We start from the raw sequence: 22,912 nt of genomic DNA on the forward strand, positions 1-22,912 counted from the left end.
CGGAAAGTGAAGGAATTAACGATATGATTTTCCGAATCTTTATTTAAAAAAGTACGGTATAAAGATATATAAATAAATTAATGCTTTGGGAGGGTTCTTATTCAAAAAATGAAATAGTAATTGATTGCTATGTTATTCGGGGCTTCTTATAATTCGCTACCTTTCCAGGGGCGTTTGTCATTGATCCCTATGAAAGTTTCCGGGACCGTCGTGGTCTCTTTTTTAGTTGTACGGACTCTTTATAAATGAAGCTTTTGAAGACAGTACCCGCTGCAGTTATGCTGGCGGGTGGCGTGTTCGCGTCTCTGTATGCTGCCGCCGATGATTCCGTTTTTACTGTCATGGATGATCCCTCTACCGCGAAGAAACCTTTTGAAGGTAATCTGAATGCGGGTTACCTTGCCCAGTCAGGCAATACCAAAAGTTCTTCCTTAACGGCTGACACAGCGATGACCTGGTACGGACAACGTACCGCCTGGTCATTATGGGGCAATGCCAGCAATACCTCCTCTAATGATGAACGCTCTTCAGAAAAATATGCGGTAGGCGCGCGTAACCGTTTTAATATGACGGATTATGATTATGCCTTTGGCCAGGCCAGTTGGCTGACAGACCGTTTCAACGGTTATCGTCAGCGCGACGTACTGACCGCCGGTTACGGGCGGCAGTTCCTTAATGGTCCAGTGCACAGCTTTCGTTTTGAATTCGGTCCGGGGGTTCGCTATGACGAACATACGGACGATACCACTGAAACGCAGCCGCTGGGTTATGCTTCCGGCAGCTATGCCTGGCAGTTAACTGACAATGCTAAGTTTACGCAGGGGGTGTCAGTATTTGGCGCAGAAGACACCACACTAAATTCGGAAACGGCCCTCAATGTCGCCATTAACGAACATTTTGGCTTAAAGGTGGGGTATAATTTGACGTGGAACTCGCAGCCGCCTGAATCAGCGCCTGAACATACCGATCGTCGCACTACGGTAACGCTGGGCTATAAGATGTAATCTTGCTCCGGGTTACGTTGCGTAACCCGGTTATTCCGTAGCGACGTCTCAGAAGAAGAAGGTGATGTCGCCGTTTATATAAGAATAGTCGTCTCCGGTGCGAAATTCCGACGTGACTTTGTTTAAAGAAAGAGAAAATGCGACGGGAGAATAGCCGATGGTAGCACCGACGCGATATTCATCCACGGTTTTATTAATGTCCACCGTTTCCATTTTTGTTTGCAGCGTTTTCCCCTGTAACGTGTAGTTTTTATCAACTTCCCTGCGCTCAACGCCAGCAAATACCTTATATATCAATCCCTCTTTTTGACTATGCATTAACCCTCGGCGGGACAGTAACCCAAACCCATTATCAGAGTTGAAGGTCTTATCATTTCCCAGCGCAACGGTTGCGCCGTAACCCAAATACTGGAAGAGATTGCCGCCGACAGCAGATATCTCTGGATAGAGGCCCACATTGACGCCAAGAATATCAATACTTGGTGTAAGGGACACCATTCCTTTTGCCGTATAACCATAACGGTTTTCAATTTGATCCTGCCAGGCGGGATATTTTTCTGCGCCTATTATTCGGTGCGCTCGATTCTGAACTTCCTGACCGCCTGCGTCAGGACCAATAACACCGATATCGGTACCAAAACGATAACGTAGCCAATTCGTGGCTAATGAATTCCACTCCAGTCCGGTATGAAGAAATGCGCTGAAGGCACGGTCGCCTTTGACGGCTTCGGGTTTTCTCTTGTTAGCGCCTGACGGAGAATAAATATCTTGGGCGATATGAAAAGAGAGCTGACTGGCGTCTGTGAGATCGTGGCTGTAACCTAAAAATAGCCCGACGGTATAATCACCCCGGTCTGCAGCCTGGCGCCCATAAAGGGCATTTAAGGATGGTTGAAATATACCTGCATCATCATTCGCCACTGAAATAGCAAGGCTACTGGCATTAGCCATTGTGGTCGTACTGAGTATGGCGGCAAGCATCGTTGCGCAATAGCTGTATTTGTTCACTTTTTACCCCTGAATATGAAAGTGAATAATCTTATTTTCACAAAGCAATAAGCACAGCGGCATGATGCGCAGTGCTTATTAAACCGCTAATATAACTAAACTCCTGCCAGCAGCGAGTCATTGAGAGGATACGTTGTCTTAATGTTGAAAAATGGTGTTAAAAAATCTGCGCCAGATGTTATTGAATACCCATTTTCTCATTCACTATCTGAGTGCGAACAACGGTTGGTTTCACGATTATGCATATAATATGATGCCCTTCGGTATCAACATGAATATCATGTTGTATTCTTTTAAGCTCATTTTCTTTTATGGTTTTAATGTTTACCTGTTATTAATTTTTGCTGTGGTAGAGTTGTCCTTAATGATGAAGTCACTTAACGCCTGGTAGGTTAATATAACCAAATTCTTACCTCCTTAATTATTAGGGTGGTTATTATTAAGGAATGCAGAGTGTATAAAACCATTAACCTGTTAAAATTACTGCCCGTAATTTTATTAAGCGCATGTGCAACATCGTATCACCCCCAGGATACAACATCGACACCCGAGTTACCCCATCGTAAAATACTCGCTCAGCAACCTGATAACTGTAGCGTTGGTTGCCCTCAAGGAGGAAGTCAACAAACAATCTACCGCTATGCGTATACGCTCAATAATAATAGCGCCACGAAATTTGCCAACTGGGTTGCCTATAGCGTGACAAAAACCAGCCAGGCAAGCGGTCGCCCGCGAAACTGGGCGCAAGATCCCGATTTATCGCCCTCGGATACGTTGGCACCTTCCGCCTATAAAAATGCCCATGCACTATTAAAAGTCGATAGGGGACATCAGGCGCCGTTGGCGGGATTGGGCGGCGTATCTGACTGGCCGTCGTTAAATTATTTATCGAATATTACGCCGCAGAAATCCGCCCTGAACCAGGGGGCATGGGCTTCACTGGAAAACCGGGTGCGCGAACTTGCCAAACAGGGTGATATATCCGTAGTACATGTGGTGACCGGTCCTCTTTTTGAACGGCATATCGCTACATTGCCAGAAGATGCTACGGTAGAAATTCCCAGCGGGTACTGGAAGGTTCTATTTACCGGAACGGCGCCGTCAAAAAGTGAAGGAAATTATGCCGCGTTTATCATGGATCAGAATACGCCCCGTTCAGCAAGTTTTTGCGACTATCAGGTTACCGTGGACACTATCGAACGTAAAACGAAGCCAGTGCTGACGTTGTGGTCTGCCTTGCCTGAAGCGGTAGCCAGCGAGGTGAAAACAACAAAGGGGAACCTGGCGCAGAAGTTAGGTTGTCGATGAGAAGCGCTATGCGGAACGTAGAAAGATAACGGGGAAATCCTGTCAAAGACCTTGATTTGATACAGAGTGATGCAATCTCCCTTTTATTAATGTTACCATCGTCATGCCGGACGAAAATATCGATTTTCGTCTGTGCCGAAGGTTGTGCGCCAATTTAGCAATTGTTGGTTAGATGGATACACAACTCACTGTCAATAAATTAATTTTCTCTTTGTATGTGATCTTGCGTATGGGTCACCACTGCAAATAAGGATATAACATGCCTGTTATTACTCTTCCTGATGGCAGCCAACGCCATTATGACCGCCCTGTAAGCCCGATGGATGTTGCGCTGGACATTGGTCCTGGCCTGGCGAAAGCCACCATTGCGGGCCGTGTGAACGGCGAGCTGGTTGATGCTTCCGATTTGATTGAAAATGATGCGACGCTTTCCATCATCACCGCAAAAGATGAAGAGGGTCTTGAGATCATTCGTCACTCTTGCGCGCATCTGTTAGGTCATGCCATCAAGCAACTCTGGCCGCACACGAAAATGGCGATCGGCCCGGTTGTTGACAACGGTTTTTACTATGACGTTGATCTTGACCGCACGCTAACCCAGGAAGATGTCGAAGCGCTCGAAAAGCGGATGCATGAGCTCGCCGAGAAAAATTACGACGTTATCAAGAAAAAGGTGAGCTGGCACGACGCGCGCGAAACCTTCGTGAAACGCGGCGAGACTTACAAAGTGGCTATTCTTGATGAAAATATCGCCCATGATGATAAGCCTGGCTTGTACCATCATGAAGAATATGTCGACATGTGTCGTGGTCCGCACGTGCCGAATATGCGTTTCTGCCATCACTTTAAACTGATGAAAACCGCCGGCGCATACTGGCGTGGCGACAGCAATAATAAGATGTTGCAACGTATTTACGGTACGGCATGGGCAGATAAAAAAGCCCTGAACGCCTATCTGCAGCGCCTGGAAGAGGCCGCAAAACGCGACCACCGTAAAATTGGTAAGCAGCTCGACCTGTATCATATGCAGGAAGAAGCGCCGGGCATGGTGTTCTGGCATAACGACGGCTGGACTATCTTCCGCGAGCTGGAGGTCTTTGTTCGTTCTAAACTCAAAGAGTACCAGTATCAGGAAGTTAAAGGCCCGTTCATGATGGACCGTGTGTTGTGGGAAAAAACCGGGCACTGGGACAACTATAAAGATGCGATGTTCACCACGTCTTCAGAAAACCGCGAATATTGCATCAAGCCGATGAACTGCCCGGGCCATGTTCAGATCTTTAACCAGGGTCTGAAATCCTATCGTGATTTGCCGCTGCGTATGGCGGAATTCGGTAGCTGCCACCGTAACGAGCCATCAGGCGCTCTGCATGGTCTGATGCGCGTGCGCGGCTTTACGCAGGATGATGCGCATATCTTCTGTACAGAAGAGCAGATCCGCGATGAAGTTAACGCTTGTATTCGTATGGTCTACGATATGTACAGTACTTTTGGCTTCGAGAAGATCGTCGTCAAGCTTTCCACTCGTCCTGATAAACGTATTGGCAGCGATGAGATGTGGGATCGTGCTGAGGCGGATCTGGCGGTTGCGCTGGAAGAAAATAATATCCCGTTTGAGTATCAACTGGGTGAAGGTGCATTCTACGGTCCGAAAATTGAATTTACCCTATATGACTGCCTCGATCGTGCATGGCAGTGCGGTACAGTACAGCTGGACTTCTCCTTACCGTCTCGTCTGAGCGCTTCCTATGTAGGCGAAGACAACGAGCGTAAGGTGCCGGTAATGATTCACCGTGCGATTCTTGGGTCGATGGAACGCTTCATCGGTATCCTGACCGAAGAGTTCGCTGGTTTCTTCCCGACCTGGCTTGCGCCGGTTCAGGTAGTGGTGATGAATATTACCGATTCGCAGTCTGAATATGTTAACGAATTGACGCAGAAACTACAAAATGCAGGCATTCGTGTAAAAGCAGACTTGAGAAATGAGAAGATTGGCTTTAAAATCCGCGAGCACACTTTACGTCGTGTCCCTTATATGTTGGTCTGTGGTGATAAAGAGGTGGAAGCAGGCAAAGTTGCCGTTCGCACCCGCCGCGGTAAAGACCTGGGCAGTCTGGACGTAAATGACGTGATTGAGAAGCTGCAACAAGAGATTCGCAGCCGCAGTCTTCAACAACTGGAGGAATAAAGTATTAAAGGCGGAAAACGAGTTCAAACGGCGCGTCCGAATCGTATTAATAGCGAAATTCGCGCGCAAGAAGTTCGCTTAACAGGTCTGGAAGGCGAGCAGCTTGGTATTGTGAGTCTGAGAGAAGCTCTGGAAAAAGCTGAAGAAGCCGGAGTAGACTTAGTCGAAATCAGCCCTAACGCCGAGCCGCCGGTTTGTCGTATAATGGATTACGGCAAATTCCTCTATGAAAAGAGTAAGTCTTCTAAGGAACAGAAGAAAAAGCAAAAAGTTATCCAGGTGAAGGAAATTAAATTCCGTCCTGGGACAGATGAAGGCGACTATCAGGTAAAACTCCGCAGCCTGATTCGCTTTCTCGAAGAGGGCGATAAGGCCAAAATCACGCTGCGTTTCCGCGGTCGTGAGATGGCCCACCAGCAAATCGGTATGGAAGTGCTTAATCGCGTGAAAGACGATTTGCAAGAACTGGCAGTGGTCGAATCCTTCCCGACGAAGATCGAAGGCCGCCAGATGATCATGGTGCTTGCTCCTAAGAAGAAACAGTAAGGCCTTCAAGTAACAATTCTGTGAAGCCTTCGGGCTTCACAGGTTTTGTTCGCCTATGTTTCGTTTATTAACAATGCGAAGTGGAAGTTATTAAAATGCCAAAAATTAAGACCGTACGCGGTGCTGCTAAGCGCTTCAAAAAAACCGGTAAAGGTGGTTTTAAGCACAAGCACGCTAACCTGCGTCACATTCTGACCAAAAAAGCGACTAAACGTAAACGTCACCTGCGTCCGAAAGCCATGGTTTCTAAAGGCGATCTGGGCCTGGTTATCGCGTGCCTGCCGTACGCATAAGCCGTTAACGTTTTTAACTTTTTAATTAGAATAGATACAGGAGAGCACATATGGCTCGCGTAAAACGTGGTGTAATTGCACGCGCACGTCACAAGAAAATTTTGAAACAAGCCAAAGGCTACTACGGTGCGCGTTCTCGCGTATACCGCGTTGCCTTCCAGGCAGTTATCAAAGCTGGTCAGTATGCTTACCGTGACCGTCGTCAACGTAAGCGTCAGTTCCGTCAACTGTGGATTGCGCGTATCAACGCAGCAGCACGTCAGAACGGTATTTCTTACAGCAAATTCATCAACGGCCTGAAAAAAGCCTCTGTTGAAATCGACCGTAAGATCCTGGCTGATATCGCCGTATTCGACAAAGTCGCGTTCACCGCGCTGGTTGAAAAAGCGAAAGCAGCTCTGGCATAAGCCAGTGAAAAGAGGGAGCCTGGCTCCCTCTCTTTTATTTACTGTTCAGTGAGTTGACAATTGACCTGTAACCCTTTTCAATAAAGGATATCCGGTTTTACCACATAAGGTAACGCAAGCATGAACGCTGCTATTTTCCGTTTCTTTTTTTACTTTAGCACCTGATCTCAGGAGGCTAGCGCGTGAAAAACGAAACGAAAAACAGCGCAAAAAAAGCCTCCTGATGGAGGCTTTTTTTGTACCTGAAATTGAGAGATTACGTCCAATGAACCGGTGTCTTCACCGACACAATGAGGAAAACCATGTCACATCTCGCAGAGCTGGTTGCCAATGCAGCGGCCGCCATTAACCAGGCGTCAGATGTTGCCGCGTTAGACAATGTACGCGTCGAATATTTGGGCAAGAAAGGGCATTTAACCCTTCAGATGACGACCCTACGCGATCTGCCGCCGGAAGAACGTCCGGCAGCCGGGGCAGTCATTAACGCAGCGAAAGAGCAGGTACAACAGGCTCTTAACGCGCGTAAAGCCGAGCTGGAAAGCGCAGCGCTTAATGCCCGTCTGGCCGCTGAAACCATCGATATCTCCCTGCCGGGGCGCCGTATTGAGAACGGCGGTCTGCATCCGGTCACGCGTACCATTGACCGTATTGAAAGCTTCTTCGGCGAGCTTGGTTTTACCGTGGCGACGGGCCCGGAAATCGAAGATGACTACCATAACTTCGATGCGTTAAACATTCCGGGTCATCATCCGGCCCGCGCCGATCATGATACTTTCTGGTTTGACGCGACCCGTCTGCTGCGGACCCAGACGTCCGGCGTCCAGATCCGGACGATGAAAGCGCAGCAACCGCCGATCCGTATTATTGCGCCGGGCCGCGTATACCGTAATGACTACGACCAGACGCATACTCCGATGTTCCATCAGATGGAAGGCCTGATTGTTGATACCAACATCAGCTTCACCAACCTCAAAGGTACGCTGCACGACTTCCTGCGTAATTTCTTTGAGGAAGATTTGCAGATTCGCTTCCGCCCCTCTTATTTTCCGTTTACCGAACCTTCTGCGGAAGTGGATGTGATGGGTAAAAACGGCAAATGGCTGGAAGTGCTGGGGTGCGGGATGGTGCATCCGAATGTGCTGCGTAATGTCGGTATCGATCCGGAAATCTATTCCGGCTTCGCTTTTGGTATGGGGATGGAGCGCCTGACTATGTTGCGTTACGGCGTCACCGACCTGCGTTCATTCTTCGAAAACGATCTGCGTTTCCTCAAACAGTTTAAATAAAGGCAGGATAAAACAATGAAATTCAGCGAACTGTGGTTACGCGAGTGGGTTAACCCGGCAATTGATAGCGATGCGCTGGCCAACCAGATTACGATGGCTGGCCTGGAAGTAGACGGCGTTGAGCCGGTCGCGGGAAGCTTCAATGGCGTTGTGGTTGGGGAAGTGGTTGAGTGCGCCCGGCACCCGAACGCTGACAAATTGCGTGTAACGAAAGTCAACGTCGGCGGCGAACGCCTGTTGGATATCGTCTGCGGCGCGCCAAACTGTCGTCAGGGGCTGAAAGTAGCGGTGGCCACCATTGGCGCCATCCTGCCGGGCGATTTCAAAATTAAAGCGGCGAAACTGCGCGGCGAACCGTCTGAAGGGATGCTGTGCTCCTTCTCCGAACTGGGGATTTCCGACGATCACAGCGGCATTATCGAACTGCCGGCGGATGCGCCGCCAGGTACCGATATTCGTGAATACCTGAAGCTTGACGACAATACCATCGAAATTAGCGTCACGCCGAACCGTGCGGATTGCTTAGGCATCATCGGCGTCGCGCGCGATGTGGCTGTACTGAACAAAGCGCCGCTCCAGGAGCCGGAAATGGCACCGGTTACGGCAACCATCAGCGATACGCTGCCGATTACTGTAGAGGCCGCTGATGCGTGTCCACGCTATCTTGGCCGGGTGGTAAAAGGCATCAATGTTAACGCGCCGACGCCGCTGTGGATGAAAGAGAAACTGCGTCGCTGCGGTATTCGCTCCATCGATGCGGTGGTTGACGTCACGAACTATGTGCTGCTCGAACTGGGTCAGCCAATGCATGCTTTCGATAAAGATCGCATTGATGGCGGTATTGTCGTGCGGATGGCAAAAGAGGGTGAAACCGTCGTCCTGCTGGACGGTAGCGAAGCGACATTAAATGCGGACACGCTGGTGATCGCCGATCACCATAAAGCGCTGGGGATAGCCGGTATTTTTGGCGGCGAACATTCCGGCGTGAACGGCGAAACGCAAAATGTGCTGCTGGAGTGCGCGTACTTTAATCCGCTGTCTATCACCGGTCGCGCTCGCCGCCACGGTCTGCATACCGATGCGTCTCATCGCTACGAGCGCGGGGTGGACCCGGCGCTGCAATATAAAGCGATAGAGCGCGCCACTCGTCTGCTCCTTGATATCTGCGGCGGTGATGCGGGTCCGATAATTGATGTGAGCAACGAAGCAACGTTGCCGAAACGCGCCACCATTACGCTGCGTCGCAGTAAACTGGATCGCCTGATCGGACATCATATTGCGGATGAGCAGGTCAGTGATATTCTGCGTCGTTTGGGCTGTGAAGTGACCGAAGGTCAGGACGAGTGGAAAGCCGTGGCGCCGAGCTGGCGTTTCGATATGGAGATTGAAGAAGATCTGGTGGAAGAGGTCGCCCGCGTCTACGGCTATAACAATATTCCGGACGAGCCAATCCAGGCGGGTTTAATCATGGGTACGCACCGTGAAGCCTCTCTGTCGTTGAAGCGGGTTAAAACGATGCTGAACGACAAAGGCTATCAGGAAGTGATTACCTATAGCTTTGTCGATCCTAAAGTACAACAGCTCATCCACCCAGGTGCAGAAGCGCTGCTGTTGCCAAACCCTATCTCCGTTGAGATGTCGGCGATGCGTCTGTCTCTGTGGAGTGGATTGCTGGCGACGGTGGTTTATAACCAGAACCGTCAGCAGAATCGCGTGCGTATTTTCGAAACCGGTTTACGTTTCGTTCCGGATACACAAGCCAATCTGGGTATTCGGCAGGATCTGATGCTGGCTGGCGTGATTTGTGGCAACCGCTATGATGAGCACTGGAACTTGGCAAAAGAGACCGTTGATTTCTATGATTTGAAAGGCGATCTGGAGGCTGTATTGGATTTAACCGGCAAACTGGGTGAGATCCAGTTCAAGGCGGAGATGAATCCGGCGCTGCATCCGGGACAGTCTGCGGCGATTTATCTGAAAGATGAACGTATTGGTTTTATTGGGGTTGTTCACCCTGAACTGGAACGTAAACTGGATCTGAATGGTCGTACGCTGGTGTTTGAACTGGAATGGAATAAGCTGGCAGACCGTATCGTGCCTCAGGCGCGGGAGATTTCACGCTTCCCGGCTAACCGTCGCGATATAGCGGTTGTTGTTGCAGAAAACGTTCCCGCAGCGGATATTTTATCCGAATGTAAGAAAGTTGGCGTAAATCAGGTAGTTGGCGTAAACTTGTTTGACGTGTACCGCGGTAAGGGTGTTGCGGAGGGTTATAAGAGCCTCGCTATCAGCCTGATCCTTCAGGATACCAACCGTACACTCGAAGAAGAGGAGATTGCCGCTACCGTCGCCAAATGTGTAGAGGCATTAAAAGAGCGATTCCAGGCATCATTGAGGGATTGAACCTATGGCGCTTACAAAAGCTGAAATGTCAGAATATCTGTTTGATAAGCTTGGGCTTAGCAAGCGGGATGCCAAAGAACTGGTTGAACTGTTTTTCGAAGAGATCCGTCGTGCTCTGGAAAACGGTGAGCAGGTGAAACTCTCTGGTTTTGGTAACTTCGATCTGCGTGATAAAAATCAACGTCCGGGGCGTAACCCGAAAACGGGTGAAGATATTCCTATTACAGCACGGCGCGTGGTGACCTTCAGACCCGGACAGAAGTTAAAGAGCCGGGTCGAAAACGCTTCGCCCAAAGAAGAGTAATCAGATCCAGGCATAACATCCATCAGGGTGCATTGCGGCAGATACGCTGCCATTCCGAAAGTAGATCAGCGGGATGACAGCGTATCTGTCAGCCTGAAAGATGACGCGTATAACTAAAAAGGCCGCATTGCGGCCTTTTTTCTTCATGTAACTTATTGATTATTAATTGTTTTTGCGCTTGAATAATCCTCAAGGTGACCACGTTTTTAAATTCAGAATGCAAAAAAAGCCCACGGTTTGACGTCGTGGGCTTCGACTTTTTGACTTCGTACATACCCGGTAGAGAAAGGGTGCCTTACGATTGTCACCTTAAACAACCGAATGACGAGGGATTGCACCCCCGTCGCGGTTTCCTTACTGCTTACATTGTAAGAACGCCGCAAACTCCGCTCCCCAAAACTTCATACGCACTTCACATAACGATCCATGCAGCATGGAGAATGTGAGGACTATCACCACAAAAATTGTGATGACCAGTAACGGTTTTTGCAGCATGGCGCTTGCTCGTTTTTCGGAGAGGCACTAACCTATCACTTGCTTAGGGTAGACGGTTAGGGCCTCGGTTAACAGTAATGTTTCCGGGGCCTTTCCAGTGGACCTCCGACCAGCATCGAAGGCACCCGCGACTTGGTACACTGAATCCGGTAGGGATGTTTATGCCTTCCGGTGCGGGGAGGTCTGCCACATCATTAATCCCGATATCAGTCAGGAGATCTACGGAATGCTTGAATATATCGGGGCGTTGCTGTCGGCCAGTCTCTCACGTTCTGCGGATCAGTTTCGCAAATACTACTATGACAACGGCTCACACGCGGGCTGCATTATCCACATCGGAACAGCCGCCGTTAACCGCGAGAGCATGGAAGCGCTGAAAAAAACGTTAACGGAATCGCGGGGCGGCGGCGCGTTTAAAAACCTGCTGATCCCGATCACTGGCGGGGGCAAAGACGGGGTGTAGATCCTGCCATTCCAGCAAATCACCGCCAAAGATGAGTTTATGAATATCAAAGCGTCTTCGCGTGATGATGTGCCGACCTTTCATCGCGTACCGCCGCAATTGCTGGGTGCTATGCCGGGCGAGAAGGGATGTTTGGCGACATAGAAAAAGCAGTGCGCGTCTTCGCTATCAATGAACTTAATCCGGCAATGGAAGCCCTCAAATATATCAATGACTGGCCTGGCGAAGAGGTGGTACGCTTTAACCCTTACGCACTACTGGAACAGAACAGCGCCTGATACCTCTGGCAGGTTATCGCTGACCATGACCTGCCACACTATACAGCATAAATTTTTTCACTATCCCTGCCTGCTTTCTGCTTATTAACCTGCCGGATCTCAGCACGTTAGCGGCCACGCCTTCACTTAATCTCTCTTTAAAAATAACGCCTCAGCATCACGCAGACAGGTGCACGCCTTAGCAATCGAATGCGAGCCAGTTCGTCGTACACAAAGGCGCTCACACGGCGATTTAGCTATGTTTTCGACGGGTTGCCTTCCAGCCGCCGTTGCGTGGGCTGTTCCCCCGTCACCTGTGCGCGGCAAACGCTTCAATTTTTGTGCACGCACCGATCCGGCCTCAGACCGCGCCAGTACAGGCCGGAAAGGGCAAAAAATAGGCACAAAAAAATTGTGCAAAATTGTGCGCTATTGTGCAGCTTTGCAATCAGTTATATGAGTACCATTTTGCGCGCCGGATAAACGCTTTTATTCAGGTTGCGGCGCGTAAATGTTCAGGTCATCAGTAATTCCGCTTCTTCGCCCTGGCAGACTCACCGCTGCGCGGTTCGCTAATCTGGGCTTGTGGCGAGCGGATCAGTGAACCGATCCTGTGTATTCATAAAGAGGAACCATTGACGAACGAAAAAATAAAAGTTGGTGGTAGTATTATTTGAATTATTATTTTCATTGTCAATGGCTTCCTTTCTGATATTTATCATATTACTTCTGATTGCTAATTTATTGTTTTTACCTGGTTTCTCCGTCTGCTTAGGTCGATAGCGGGAAGCATGGTTTGGCTTGAATAAAATCATCTGAAATGGGTGTTTCACCTGAGGAAGAAATTGTGGAGTAGATATTGTTGTTTTTTAAAAAATTACTATCAAATAAATTATTTGTATTTATTAGTTCTCCTAACGGGACAGAAAAAATGCAGAGTAAATTAAAACTCTTGCAAACATTCGTAGTTACAGTGTTTCCGATGCTAATAGCCATTTCAATCTCCTTAGTCATTTCGTAGTGTTTTCTGTATCAATTATACGTTCTATTAAATTCATATTAGAAGAATTTAAAATTGAATTCGCTAATGCAATGTTTCCTGAAGATGATATTTCAACAGTTATAGAGTTATTGTTGATATTTGGGCAGTCGACTAACTCATCCAATAGTTGACTATTAGTTATATTCAAGACTGGAACGTGGTTTGAAGAGTTTTGTGTTATTAGATTGGCGCTGTTTTCTACAGTGATTGATATAGGGTTATTATCACTAATATTATTGGAACAGTCGATAATCTCATCGATCAACTCACCATTTGTTAAGGTAAAAGTGTGACCTGCGTTATTTCCAATGTATGATGCACAGCCACTAGTGGTTAATTTTATTTCAATTTTTGAATTTGTTATCTCATTAGTGTCTATTATCTCATCTATTAATTCCCCTCCTGTAATAGTCATTGTCGCCGAGTAGAAAGCATTTGCGGAATTGGTGATTGTTGCATCAATTTTACTGTTTCTGATATGGTTTTTAACGTCCATTGTTTCATCGAGCAACTCCCCTTCTGTAATAGAAATTGTATTTGCAGATGTTGATACAGATGATGATATTTTGATTTCAACAGAGCTATCTGCAATGGATAAACAATCTATTAACTCATCCACTAACTCTCCTTCAACTATATTTATAGAGTTGACATGTGCGTTTGCACTGTCTTTTATTTTGATATTTATATTACTCTTGTTTTTTATTTCCCCACAATCAAGTATTTCGTCTATTAACTGACCATCATTTATAGAAACAACTCCACACTCCTTATTATCTTCTGGACAATGAATGTTAGCGCAATTTATTAATTCTACATCTAGTTTAAAATTATCAAGAGGGTTGTCCCCATCATCTATATTAATTATTTCTTTAATTAGATCGGCGTCATTAATAATTAAGCTGCTATCTTGCGCATTGAGTATGATATTGGCCGAGTCTACAATTAATATTTTTAAAGTTACATTACGTCCTATGGTTCCAGTAATGACTGAATCAATAAGGGCAGCTTGTGACTTGCTTCCATTTTGATTAATGGAGGAACCTAACGATAATCTTTTGTTAATGGTGACATTTGAACATTGTGTTATTTCTATTTTAACTTTTGCATTATTTCCTATACTTGTTATAAGCGAGGGGAGTAAAGTTTTTTCGTGAGAACTCCACCGCTCTTCGTCAACAAGGGTAGTGTCATTGCCGGCAACCTTGATAAGAATGTCCTGGTTTGCAGGAATTGTTACTGGAAAAGTAACGTCGGGTTGCAATTCATATTTACAATTATTTTTTATGAAATATTCTTTTATATTGTTATTAAGTGTTGTTGTCATTTTATACCTCCTGAGTGAACGCGTTAAAACACATGGTTAATCATCTTACAAAATTTTGAGTTGCCATCATGAAACCTTGTCTTGATTGAGCGAGTACAGCATTTGAAAACTTCAATGATCAAACAAACTATTACGATTATGAGCTAATTGGTATTATCATCTGGATTAACTAAATAATGCTTAAATAACATATAAAAAGAGATGTTTAATAATATCGAGGCATTATTGTTACCTGCCACGATTTGCAGGATTGAAATTTACTGAAGATTTTTATGCTGCGAATTTTCTCCTGAAAGCTGGATACTGACTGTAGTAGGGGCAGTCCACAAATGGACAAGCGCTGCGAGCGGATTGCGGAGGACGTGAACAGGCGGTTCGATAGAGTTGATGACAATACAAAATGGAAATGGAGTGCGATTATTATTCCTGTAGGTTCCGTCATTGTGACCGCTGTTGTTGCTTTTCTGATAGCAAAATATGTTTCGCATTGATCCACAAAGTGACCGCTTCTATAGTACAATCCGTGTTTATGTGTGGTTTATTGTTTAAGTAAGTGGTTGTTTTAAATGTAAATTATTGATTTTACCGGGACTAATATGGCAGCATTGCGGCCTTTTTTCTTTCAAGTAGGGAATACCCACCGTAAAATCACGCTACCTCTTTTCAGCTAAATGGATAACATGCTGACTTTTGCCCGCCAACAACAGCGACGAAACCTTCGCTGGCTTCTGAGCCTGTCACTGCTGGTGCTACTGGCTACACTGCTGAGCTTATGCGCAGGCGAACAGTGGATTGCTCCAGGTGACTGGTTAAGCGCCCGGGGAGAACTGTTTGTCTGGCAAATTCGCCTTCCCCGTACGCTTGCTGTATTACTGGTTGGCGCTGCGCTGGCGCTATCTGGCGCCGTGATGCAGGCGCTGTTTGAAAACCCGCTTGCCGAACCGGGCCTGCTCGGCGTTTCGAATGGGGCTGGTGTTGGGCTTATTGCCGCCGTCTTGTTGGGGCAGGGGCAACTGCCAGGATGGTCGCTGGGGCTGTGCGCCATAGCCGGCGCGCTCACTATTACGTTAATTCTGCTGCGTTTTGCGCGCCGCCATCTCTCTACCAGCCGTTTGCTGTTGGCGGGCGTCGCGCTGGGCATTATCTGTAGCGCTCTGATGACATGGGCTATCTATTTTTCCACCTCTTTCGATCTGCGGCAATTAATGTACTGGATGATGGGAGGATTTGGCGGCGTTGACTGGCAGCAGAGCTGGCTGATGATTGCGCTCATCCCGGTGCTGATCTGGATATGTTGCCAGTCGCAACCGATGAATATGCTGGTGCTAGGGGAAACCTCGGCCCGTCAGCTCGGCCTGCCGCTGTGGTTCTGGCGCAATCTGTTGGTCGTCGCTACCGGCTGGATGGTGGGCGTTAGCGTGGCGATGGCGGGGGCGATTGGATTTATTGGCCTGGTTATTCCGCATATCCTGCGTTTATGCGGTTTAACCGATCATCGGGTTTTACTTCCCGGCTGCGCGCTGGCCGGGGCTATCGCCCTGCTATTAGCTGATGTGGTCGCCCGGCTGGCGCTGGCGTCGGCTGAACTGCCTATCGGAGTTGTCACCGCCACGTTGGGCGCGCCGGTGTTTATCTGGCTGTTGCTCAAATCCGCGCGTTAGCGCATTGGTAAACAACTGTTTTCATCATTCGCAGTCTATGATTAAAGGCTAACGATGAAACCCACTATTTTACCGACATCAGGGAGACACCATGCAAAACTCGCTTCTTAATACTCACGTTACGACGATTGATGGAGAGGCCACTACGCTTGAAAAATACGCCGGAAAAGTGCTGCTCATTGTGAATGTCGCCTCCAGATGCGGTCTGACGCCACAATATGAACAGTTGGAAAATATCCAGAAAGCGTGGGCAGATCAGGGGGTTGTTGTGTTGGGCTTCCCCTGCAACCAGTTTATGGGGCAGGAGCCAGGCAGCGAAGAAGAGATTAAAACCTACTGCGCCAGCACCTGGGGCGTAACGTTCCCGATGTTCAGCAAAATCGATGTGAATGGCGAAACACGCCATCCTCTGTATCAAAAACTGATAGCCGCTGCGCCAACGGCCGTTGCGCCGGAGAAGAGTGGTTTTTACGAACGGATGGTGAGCAAAGGGCGTACGCCACTCTATCCGGATGATATTCTGTGGAATTTTGAAAAATTTTTGGTAGGCCGGGATGGTCAGGTGGTACAGCGTTTTTCACCGGATATGACGCCTGAAGATCCCATTGTGATGGAAAGTATAAAAATCGCGTTGGCAAAATAATGTCTCAATTGATGCAATTAAAGGATGTCGCCGAGAGCACCCGCCTGGGGCCGCTTTCCGGCGAAGTAAGTGCAGGAGAGATTCTTCACCTTGTTGGGCCGAACGGTGCCGGGAAAAGTACTCTGCTGGCGCGTATGGCGGGGTTAACCTCCGGTGAGGGGAGTATTAGATTTGGCGGAGCGTTGCTGGATACATGGGCGGCGGCAAAGCTTGCCCAACACCGTGCTTATCTTGCGCAACAGCAAAATCCGCCGTTCGCCATGCCAGTCTGGCATTACCTGACATTGCATCAACCTGACAAAATGCGAACCGGGCAGCTTAACGAGGTGGCCGATATGCTTGGATTGGGCGACAAACTGGGGCGAAGCGTCAATCAGCTTTCCGGCGGCGAGTGGCAGCGTGTTCGCCTTGCTGCTGTCGTACTACAAATTCATCCCGACGCTAATCCGGTCGGTCAGTTATTGTTACTTGATGAGCCGATGAATAGCCTTGATGTTGCGCAACAAAACGCTCTGGACCGGGTATTGCATCAATTGTGTCAGGCTGGAATCGCGATTGTAATGAGCAGTCATGATCTGAACCACACGCTGCGCCATGCGCATAAAGCCTGGTTACTAAAGCGCGGTAAACTCATTGCCTGCGGCCGCCGGGAGGAGGTGCTCACCCCCTCTTATCTGGCGCAAGCTTACGGAATGTGCTTTCGACGACTCGACGTCGAGGGGCATCAAATGCTCATATCGGCCACTTAAGTGAAATCGTTTCTTGAAAAGCAGGTAATTTCGACGCTAAATTAATACCAGAATAAAAACAGAGGATTGTTGCGGCATGCGTTTTTGGCTTCTTGTTATCACAGCATTATTCCTGGCAGGATGCAGTACTCATCAGGCACCGGCACCAAATGCCAGGTTATCAGACTCGATTACCGTCATTGCAGGTCTTAACGATCAGTTGCAGTCCTGGCGCGGCACGCCATATCGCTATGGTGGTATGAGTCGCAGAGGCGTGGACTGTTCCGGTTTTGTGGTCGTCACTATGCGCGACAAGTTTGATTTGCAGTTGCCGCGCGATACGCGTGAACAATCAAAAATTGGCACCAGAATCGATAAAGATGAATTGCTTCCCGGAGATTTGGTTTTCTTTAAAACCGGTTCAGGCGAAAGTGGTTTACACGTTGGTATTTACGATACAAATAATGAGTTTATTCATGCCTCTACCAGCCGTGGCGTGATGCGTTCATCGCTGGATAATGTGTACTGGCGGAAAAGCTTCTGGCAGGCACGACGAATTTAATCTCGCAGACGACATAATTTTTATGGTCTATTTTTAGCATATCGCTGGTTGAACTTATGACGTCTGCTGTCATCCTATATAATGATATAACCGTAGCATTTACAAACATACTTCTATTAAAAATGGGCATGTTCACGCCCTGTTAAAAGTACAACGTTGGATATTGGTTTATAATCAGAGTAAGTTAAAAAAGGAACCGGTTTACCGGTAAAAAGAAAAATGATGACGCTTCAATTAGTATCTGAAGTTACGTCTGTTTCCGTCCGTAGTGACTGGATGGCGAATAACGCCCTAACTATGGGACTGGCGTAATGATTGCTTCACTTGATGAGCTTTACCATTCCGAACTCTTTTTCCTTCCTGCAATGGATAAAAACGCTCGGCTTGCTGGCTTAGAAATTATTGCGACGTTTGCTACTGAAGACGGTGCTGTGCGGATGCCGACTGAGTTGGTAGTGCCACGCCTTTCGGTGGAGGAACAATACTGTCTGTTTGTTGAAAAACTTGCACTGTTAGAAACGTGCCAACACTTTTTTATTCAGCATAAACTTATTGCATGGCTTAATTTACCCCCCGCAATTAGTGGCTTATTATTATTAGATAGCGAACTTTTTTCCAGGGCGGCGCGTTTTCCGTTTCTTGAATTGGCTATAAATGAGAATTATCCTGGATTAAACCAGGGTAAAGAGAATGAAACGTTAGCCAATCTGGCAATGCATTTCCCATTAATGCTGGCAAATTTTGGGGCAGGAGAAGCGTCAACTAAAGCTATTTTCGATGGGCTTTTCAAGCGAGTCATGTTGGATAAAAATTTTATTCAGCAGCGTGCTGAAATGATCTCATTCGAACCGTTCATGCACGCTATAGTTGCACAGATCTCCTCTAGCTGCGAATCTCTGATGATTGCCGGCATTGATAATGAGGCGATGTTTGCACGCGCTGCGCCATTGGGATTTAGCGCATTTCAGGGAGGACTATGGCCTCCGGTGCCGGTAAGCCAGCTAATTAAACTCGTTCAGTGATAACCTTTCTGTTTGCCGGTGTTTAACCGGTGATTAACCGTCTACACTGGAGACAGGAGGCCCTATGACCCTGTCTTTTACTGCCCGTTGGCGCGATGAACTGCCAGCAACGTATACCGCGCTTTTACCCACACCGTTAAAAAATGCGCGTCTGATTTGGTATAATGACAAACTGGCGCAGCAGTTAGCCATTCCCGCTTCGCTATTTGACGTTACAAACGGCGCTGGCGTTTGGGGCGGTGAAATCTTATTGCCCGGCATGTCGCCTGTCGCGCAGGTATATAGCGGGCATCAGTTCGGCGTCTGGGCCGGGCAACTCGGTGATGGACGCGGTATTTTGCTGGGCGAACAGCTCCTGGCGGATGGCTCGGCCCTCGACTGGCATCTGAAAGGCGCCGGATTAACACCCTATTCGCGAATGGGGGATGGACGTGCCGTCCTGCGTTCAACCATACGAGAAAGCCTTGCCAGCGAAGCCATGCATTATCTGGGTATCCCCACTACACGCGCGTTATCTATCGTAACCAGCGATACGCCTGTTCAGCGAGAGACGCAGGAAGCGGGCGCGATGTTAATGCGACTGGCGCAAAGTCATATGCGTTTTGGTCATTTCGAACATTTCTACTACCGCCGTGAGCCGGAAAAAGTTCAGCAACTGGCCGATTTCGCTCTTCGTCATTACTGGCCGCAATGGCAGGATGCGCCGGAAAAGTATGATTTGTGGTTTGAAGAGGTGGCGGCGCGTACCGGAAGACTCATCGCCGAGTGGCAAACCGTCGGTTTTGCGCACGGCGTTATGAATACGGATAACATGTCGATTCTGGGGCTGACTATCGACTATGGTCCCTTTGGTTTTCTCGACGACTACGATCCTGGCTTCATTGGTAACCATTCCGATCATCAGGGACGTTACCGCTTCGATAATCAACCGGCGGTGGCGCTGTGGAATTTACAACGTCTGGCGCAGACGTTAACCCCTTTTATTGAGATCGACGCTTTAAACAGAGCGCTGGATCGCTACCAGGATGCGTTGTTAACGCACTACGGGCAGCGAATGCGACAGAAGCTGGGCTTCTTTACCGGGCAAAAAGACGATAACGTTTTACTGAATGAATTGTTTAGCCTGATGGCGCGCGAAGGGAGTGATTATACCCGTACATTTCGGATGTTAAGCCATACGGAGCAACAGAGCGCCTCATCGCCGTTGCGGGATACGTTTATCGATCGCGCGGCGTTCGATGCCTGGTTCGACCGCTACCGGGCGCGATTGCGCACAGAGGCGGTGGATGATGCGCTGCGTCAACAGCAGATGCAAAGCGTGAATCCCGCGGTAGTATTGCGCAACTGGCTGGCGCAACGCGCGATAGATGCGGCTGAACAGGGAGACATGGCGGAACTGCATCGGTTGCATGAAGTTTTACGACAGCCTTTTACCGATCGAGATGATGACTATGCCAGCCGACCGCCGGAGTGGGGAAAGCGGCTGGAAGTCAGTTGTTCAAGTTAGCCTGACGCCAGCAGAATCGTCTGCTGGCGGGAACGTTATTTGGTTAACAGTAGCTTGCCGGCCTGAGTTTTGCGCAGCAGATACTCCTGACCGTTGTGATCGATAATGACTTTGCCGTCCGGACCTAATAGCGCCTGACTGTTGACGCGCCGTTCAGCGGCAGGGAGAAGCGTTTCATTGGCTATTTCCTTAGGGTGGGGCAATTCGGTGTTATCCATACGCGGCATGATGTTTATCAATAATCAAACTCACAATGATTATTATTATCAATAATTAATGCGGTAACAGCAAGTGCTAATTCTGTGAGGGAAGCGTACGCGCGTAGAGAAAAGGGCAGGCAAAGTGTCGAAGAAATGCCCATCCCGGCAGGATGGGCGGGGTATTAAAAGCGGCTGTCTACCGCAGCGGCGAGTTTTTCCAACAGAACTTCCGTATCTTCCCAGTTCAGGCAGGGATCGGTAATGGACTGACCATACACTAATGGTTGGCCGCTGATAATTTTTTGCGTGCCTTCCCGCAAAAAACTCTCTGCCATAATCCCGGCAATCCCCGTGGAACCATTACGAATCTGCTGGCAAATATCATCACATACGTCCAACTGGCGGCGATGCTGTTTTTGACAGTTGCCGTGGCTGAAGTCGACGACCAGATGTTCCGGCAGATCAAATTCATGCAACGTATCGCAGGCGGCGGCAATATCTTCAGCGTGGTAGTTCGGTTTTTTACCGCCGCGCATGATGATGTGCCCATACGGATTTCCACTCGTCTGGTAGATAGTCATCTGTCCGTCTTTATCCGGCGAGAGAAACATATGGCTGGCGCGGGAGGCGCGAATGGCGTCAACGGCAATGCGAGTGTTGCCATCCGTACCATTTTTAAAGCCGACCGGGCAAGAGAGCGCAGAGGCCATTTCCCGATGGATCTGGCTTTCGGTGGTACGCGCGCCAATCGCTCCCCAACTGATCAGATCGGCAATAAACTGGCCGGTGACCATATCAAGAAATTCTGTGGCGGTCGGTACTCCCAGTTCGTTCACCTGCAATAGCAAGCGACGCGCCAGTTCAAGCCCATGATTGACGCGGTAACTTCCATTCAAGTCGGGATCGGAAATCAGGCCTTTCCATCCCACTACGGTGCGCGGTTTTTCAAAATAGGTGCGCATTACGATCTCCAGACGTGCCTGATGCTTTTGGCGTTGCGCCTGGAGCTGCGTTGCGTATTCCATGGCAGCATTCAGATCGTGAATCGAACAGGGGCCAATAATGACCAGTAGCCGTGGATCTTCACCATTTAAAATTTTTTCTATCCGGCGTCGGGAGTCGGTGACGTGACTGGCGACGGAGGTAGATACAGGATACCGCTGCGCGAGTTCGGTCGGTGTCACCAGGCTGTCGATACGCGCAGTACGGAGTTCGTCGGTTCTGTTCATTACAAGTCTCAGAAATTTGTTGCTTCAACGGCAGGACTACCGGGAAGTGATGGGCATCACGATAAACCAATCCCTGCTGATTTCAAGTGCGAGGCGTGTCACACCCCGCAGGCAGAACGGCATGATAACAAAAAACAATCCATTGAACTAGTTTATTAGTACATCCTGCGATTAAGCCCCATAATGTCGAGAATTTTGGTGGCTATCTCTTCAACGGAATAATTGGTACTGTTCAGGCAGGGGATCTGATTTTTGCGATACAGCGCTTCGACTTCCGCCACTTCCATGCGGCACTGACGCAACGAGGCGTAGCGACTGTTTTCACGGCGTTCTTCGCGAATAGCCGCCAGGCGTTCAGGGTTAATCGTCAGTCCGAACAGTTTATGTTGCAAAGGTTTTAACGATGTCGGCAGCGTCAGATTATCCATGTCATCGGCGATAAAAGGGTAGTTAGCCGCGCGAATACCAAATTGCATCGCCAGATAGAGGCTGGTGGGCGTTTTTCCACAGCGCGAAACGCCAAGTAAAATCACCTGGGCTTGATCGAGGTTGCGCAACGAAATGCCATCATCATGCGCCAGGGTATAATCGATAGCGGCAATACGGGCGTCATACTTGTTCAGATTACCCGGATTAAGCCCATGAGTACGATGAGCGATCGGCGTCGGGTCCAGTTTCATCTCCTGCTGAAGCGGCGCCACCAGCGCCTGGACGATATCCTGGCAGAACCCTTCGCTCTGTAAGATGATGGCGCGAATTTCAGGTAAAACAATCGAGTAAAACACCAGCGGGCGAACACCGGTTTGTTGATAAATGGCGTCAATTTGGTCTTTGACGGCGCGGGCGCGACTTTCGTTTTCCACGAATGGCAGCGTGATGCTGCTGATCGTCACCGGAAACTGCGACATAACCGCGTGACCCAGAACCTCGGCGGTGATGGCGGTACCATCAGAAATATAGAAAACATGGCGATCAACAACATTATCCATTCTGTTCATCCTGAAGAGTAAACATAATTATCTGAAAGCA

General features: G+C 48.5%; 22 protein-coding genes, 1 pseudogene and 1 other annotated feature. Of the genes and pseudogenes, 17 read left to right on the forward strand and 6 right to left on the reverse strand.

The window, feature by feature from the left end; all coding sequences use genetic code 11:
* The first annotated feature begins 245 nt into the window (after positions 1-245).
* Positions 246-1,004 (forward strand): DUF481 domain-containing protein, encoded by a 759-nt coding sequence (locus F4V72_RS04445; RefSeq protein WP_023248022.1) that lies wholly within the window; start codon positions 246-248, stop codon positions 1,002-1,004.
* Between the two features lie 48 nt (positions 1,005-1,052).
* On the opposite strand, the gene F4V72_RS04450 is transcribed toward F4V72_RS04445, so the two are convergent.
* On the reverse strand, positions 1,053-2,012 hold the full coding sequence (locus F4V72_RS04450; protein ID WP_023248023.1) for a lipid A deacylase LpxR family protein: 960 nt from the start codon (positions 2,010-2,012) through the stop codon (positions 1,053-1,055).
* A gap of 453 nt (positions 2,013-2,465) precedes the next feature.
* On the opposite strand from F4V72_RS04450, the gene F4V72_RS04460 reads away from it, so the two are divergent.
* The 9 genes from F4V72_RS04460 (at position 2,466) to ihfA (ending at position 10,747) form a co-directional block, all read left to right on the forward strand.
* Entirely contained in the window at positions 2,466-3,320 is an 855-nt protein-coding gene (locus F4V72_RS04460; protein WP_070803562.1) for a DNA/RNA non-specific endonuclease, read from the forward strand.
* 259 nt (positions 3,321-3,579) lie between these two features.
* The gene (gene thrS / locus F4V72_RS04465) at positions 3,580-5,508 is read left to right on the forward strand and encodes a threonine--tRNA ligase (RefSeq protein ID WP_053509387.1); all 1,929 of its coding nucleotides are present in this window, start codon (positions 3,580-3,582) and stop codon (positions 5,506-5,508) included.
* Positions 5,509-5,511: 3 nt separating this feature from the next.
* Positions 5,512-6,054, forward strand: a complete 543-nt coding sequence (gene infC, locus F4V72_RS04470; protein WP_001574431.1) for a translation initiation factor IF-3 — start codon at positions 5,512-5,514, stop codon at positions 6,052-6,054.
* 95 nt (positions 6,055-6,149) lie between these two features.
* Positions 6,150-6,347, forward strand: a complete 198-nt coding sequence (gene rpmI / locus F4V72_RS04475) for a 50S ribosomal protein L35 (protein ID WP_001124225.1) — start codon at positions 6,150-6,152, stop codon at positions 6,345-6,347.
* Between the two features lie 50 nt (positions 6,348-6,397).
* Entirely contained in the window at positions 6,398-6,754 is a 357-nt protein-coding gene (gene rplT / locus F4V72_RS04480; protein ID WP_000124850.1) for a 50S ribosomal protein L20, read from the forward strand.
* Between the two features lie 115 nt (positions 6,755-6,869).
* Positions 6,870-6,994, forward strand: a sequence feature (Phe leader region).
* A complete protein-coding gene (pheM, locus tag F4V72_RS04485; RefSeq protein ID WP_001386830.1) occupies positions 6,875-6,919 on the forward strand; it encodes a pheST operon leader peptide PheM in 45 nt (14 codons plus the stop codon). Its footprint overlaps the feature before it by 45 nt.
* A 62-nt stretch (positions 6,995-7,056) precedes the next feature.
* Positions 7,057-8,040: a phenylalanine--tRNA ligase subunit alpha gene (gene pheS / locus F4V72_RS04490; protein ID WP_000018570.1), complete on the forward strand. Its 984-nt coding sequence runs from the start codon at positions 7,057-7,059 to the stop codon at positions 8,038-8,040.
* 15 nt (positions 8,041-8,055) lie between these two features.
* Positions 8,056-10,443 carry a phenylalanine--tRNA ligase subunit beta gene (gene pheT / locus F4V72_RS04495; protein ID WP_053529796.1) on the forward strand — a complete coding sequence of 796 codons (2,388 nt, stop codon included), beginning with the start codon at positions 8,056-8,058 and terminating at the stop codon, positions 10,441-10,443.
* 4 nt (positions 10,444-10,447) lie between these two features.
* Positions 10,448-10,747 carry an integration host factor subunit alpha gene (gene ihfA / locus F4V72_RS04500; RefSeq protein WP_001229266.1) on the forward strand — a complete coding sequence of 100 codons (300 nt, stop codon included), beginning with the start codon at positions 10,448-10,450 and terminating at the stop codon, positions 10,745-10,747.
* A gap of 354 nt (positions 10,748-11,101) precedes the next feature.
* Here the strand turns inward: ihfA and F4V72_RS04505 are convergent, their stop codons facing one another.
* Positions 11,102-11,242, reverse strand: a complete 141-nt coding sequence (locus F4V72_RS04505) for a Hok/Gef family protein (protein WP_023248028.1) — start codon at positions 11,240-11,242, stop codon at positions 11,102-11,104.
* Positions 11,243-11,396: 154 nt separating this feature from the next.
* Here F4V72_RS04505 and F4V72_RS24315 point away from each other — a divergent pair.
* Positions 11,397-11,983: pseudogene (locus F4V72_RS24315) on the forward strand (phage portal protein); the annotation flags it as partial.
* Between the two features lie 989 nt (positions 11,984-12,972).
* Here F4V72_RS24315 and F4V72_RS04520 read toward each other — a convergent pair.
* Complete coding sequence (locus F4V72_RS04520) at positions 12,973-14,331, reverse strand: hypothetical protein (RefSeq protein ID WP_080168442.1); 1,359 nt, start codon at positions 14,329-14,331, stop codon at positions 12,973-12,975.
* A 680-nt stretch (positions 14,332-15,011) separates the two neighbouring features.
* Here F4V72_RS04520 and btuC point away from each other — a divergent pair.
* The 6 genes from btuC to selO all read left to right on the forward strand — a co-directional run bounded on the left by btuC (position 15,012) and on the right by selO (position 20,454).
* Complete coding sequence (gene btuC / locus F4V72_RS04525; RefSeq protein ID WP_023248031.1) at positions 15,012-15,992, forward strand: vitamin B12 ABC transporter permease BtuC; 981 nt, start codon at positions 15,012-15,014, stop codon at positions 15,990-15,992.
* A gap of 91 nt (positions 15,993-16,083) precedes the next feature.
* Positions 16,084-16,635 carry a glutathione peroxidase gene (locus F4V72_RS04530; RefSeq protein WP_080070601.1) on the forward strand — a complete coding sequence of 184 codons (552 nt, stop codon included), beginning with the start codon at positions 16,084-16,086 and terminating at the stop codon, positions 16,633-16,635.
* On the forward strand, positions 16,635-17,384 hold the full coding sequence (gene btuD, locus F4V72_RS04535; protein WP_023248033.1) for a vitamin B12 ABC transporter ATP-binding protein BtuD: 750 nt from the start codon (positions 16,635-16,637) through the stop codon (positions 17,382-17,384). The genes F4V72_RS04530 and btuD overlap by 1 nt, the downstream gene beginning before the upstream one ends.
* A gap of 76 nt (positions 17,385-17,460) precedes the next feature.
* Positions 17,461-17,925 carry a C40 family peptidase gene (locus tag F4V72_RS04540; RefSeq protein ID WP_023186823.1) on the forward strand — a complete coding sequence of 155 codons (465 nt, stop codon included), beginning with the start codon at positions 17,461-17,463 and terminating at the stop codon, positions 17,923-17,925.
* Between the two features lie 311 nt (positions 17,926-18,236).
* Positions 18,237-18,947 (forward strand): anti-FlhDC factor YdiV, encoded by a 711-nt coding sequence (gene ydiV, locus F4V72_RS04545; RefSeq protein WP_023248034.1) that lies wholly within the window; start codon positions 18,237-18,239, stop codon positions 18,945-18,947.
* 64 nt (positions 18,948-19,011) lie between these two features.
* Positions 19,012-20,454 carry a protein adenylyltransferase SelO gene (gene selO, locus F4V72_RS04550; protein WP_023248035.1) on the forward strand — a complete coding sequence of 481 codons (1,443 nt, stop codon included), beginning with the start codon at positions 19,012-19,014 and terminating at the stop codon, positions 20,452-20,454.
* A gap of 35 nt (positions 20,455-20,489) precedes the next feature.
* On the opposite strand, the gene hemP is transcribed toward selO, so the two are convergent.
* From hemP to ppsR, 3 genes are all read right to left on the reverse strand, one after another.
* Positions 20,490-20,681, reverse strand: coding sequence for a hemin uptake protein HemP (hemP, locus tag F4V72_RS04555; protein ID WP_023248036.1), 192 nt, complete (start codon positions 20,679-20,681; stop codon positions 20,490-20,492).
* Between the two features lie 155 nt (positions 20,682-20,836).
* On the reverse strand, positions 20,837-21,883 hold the full coding sequence (gene aroH, locus F4V72_RS04560; protein WP_023248037.1) for a 3-deoxy-7-phosphoheptulonate synthase AroH: 1,047 nt from the start codon (positions 21,881-21,883) through the stop codon (positions 20,837-20,839).
* 155 nt (positions 21,884-22,038) lie between these two features.
* Positions 22,039-22,872: a posphoenolpyruvate synthetase regulatory kinase/phosphorylase PpsR gene (gene ppsR, locus F4V72_RS04565; protein WP_023248038.1), complete on the reverse strand. Its 834-nt coding sequence runs from the start codon at positions 22,870-22,872 to the stop codon at positions 22,039-22,041.
* Between the last annotated feature and the right edge of the window lie 40 nt (positions 22,873-22,912).

The organism is Salmonella enterica subsp. diarizonae (assembly GCF_008692785.1).
Classification (GTDB): domain Bacteria; phylum Pseudomonadota; class Gammaproteobacteria; order Enterobacterales; family Enterobacteriaceae; genus Salmonella; species Salmonella diarizonae.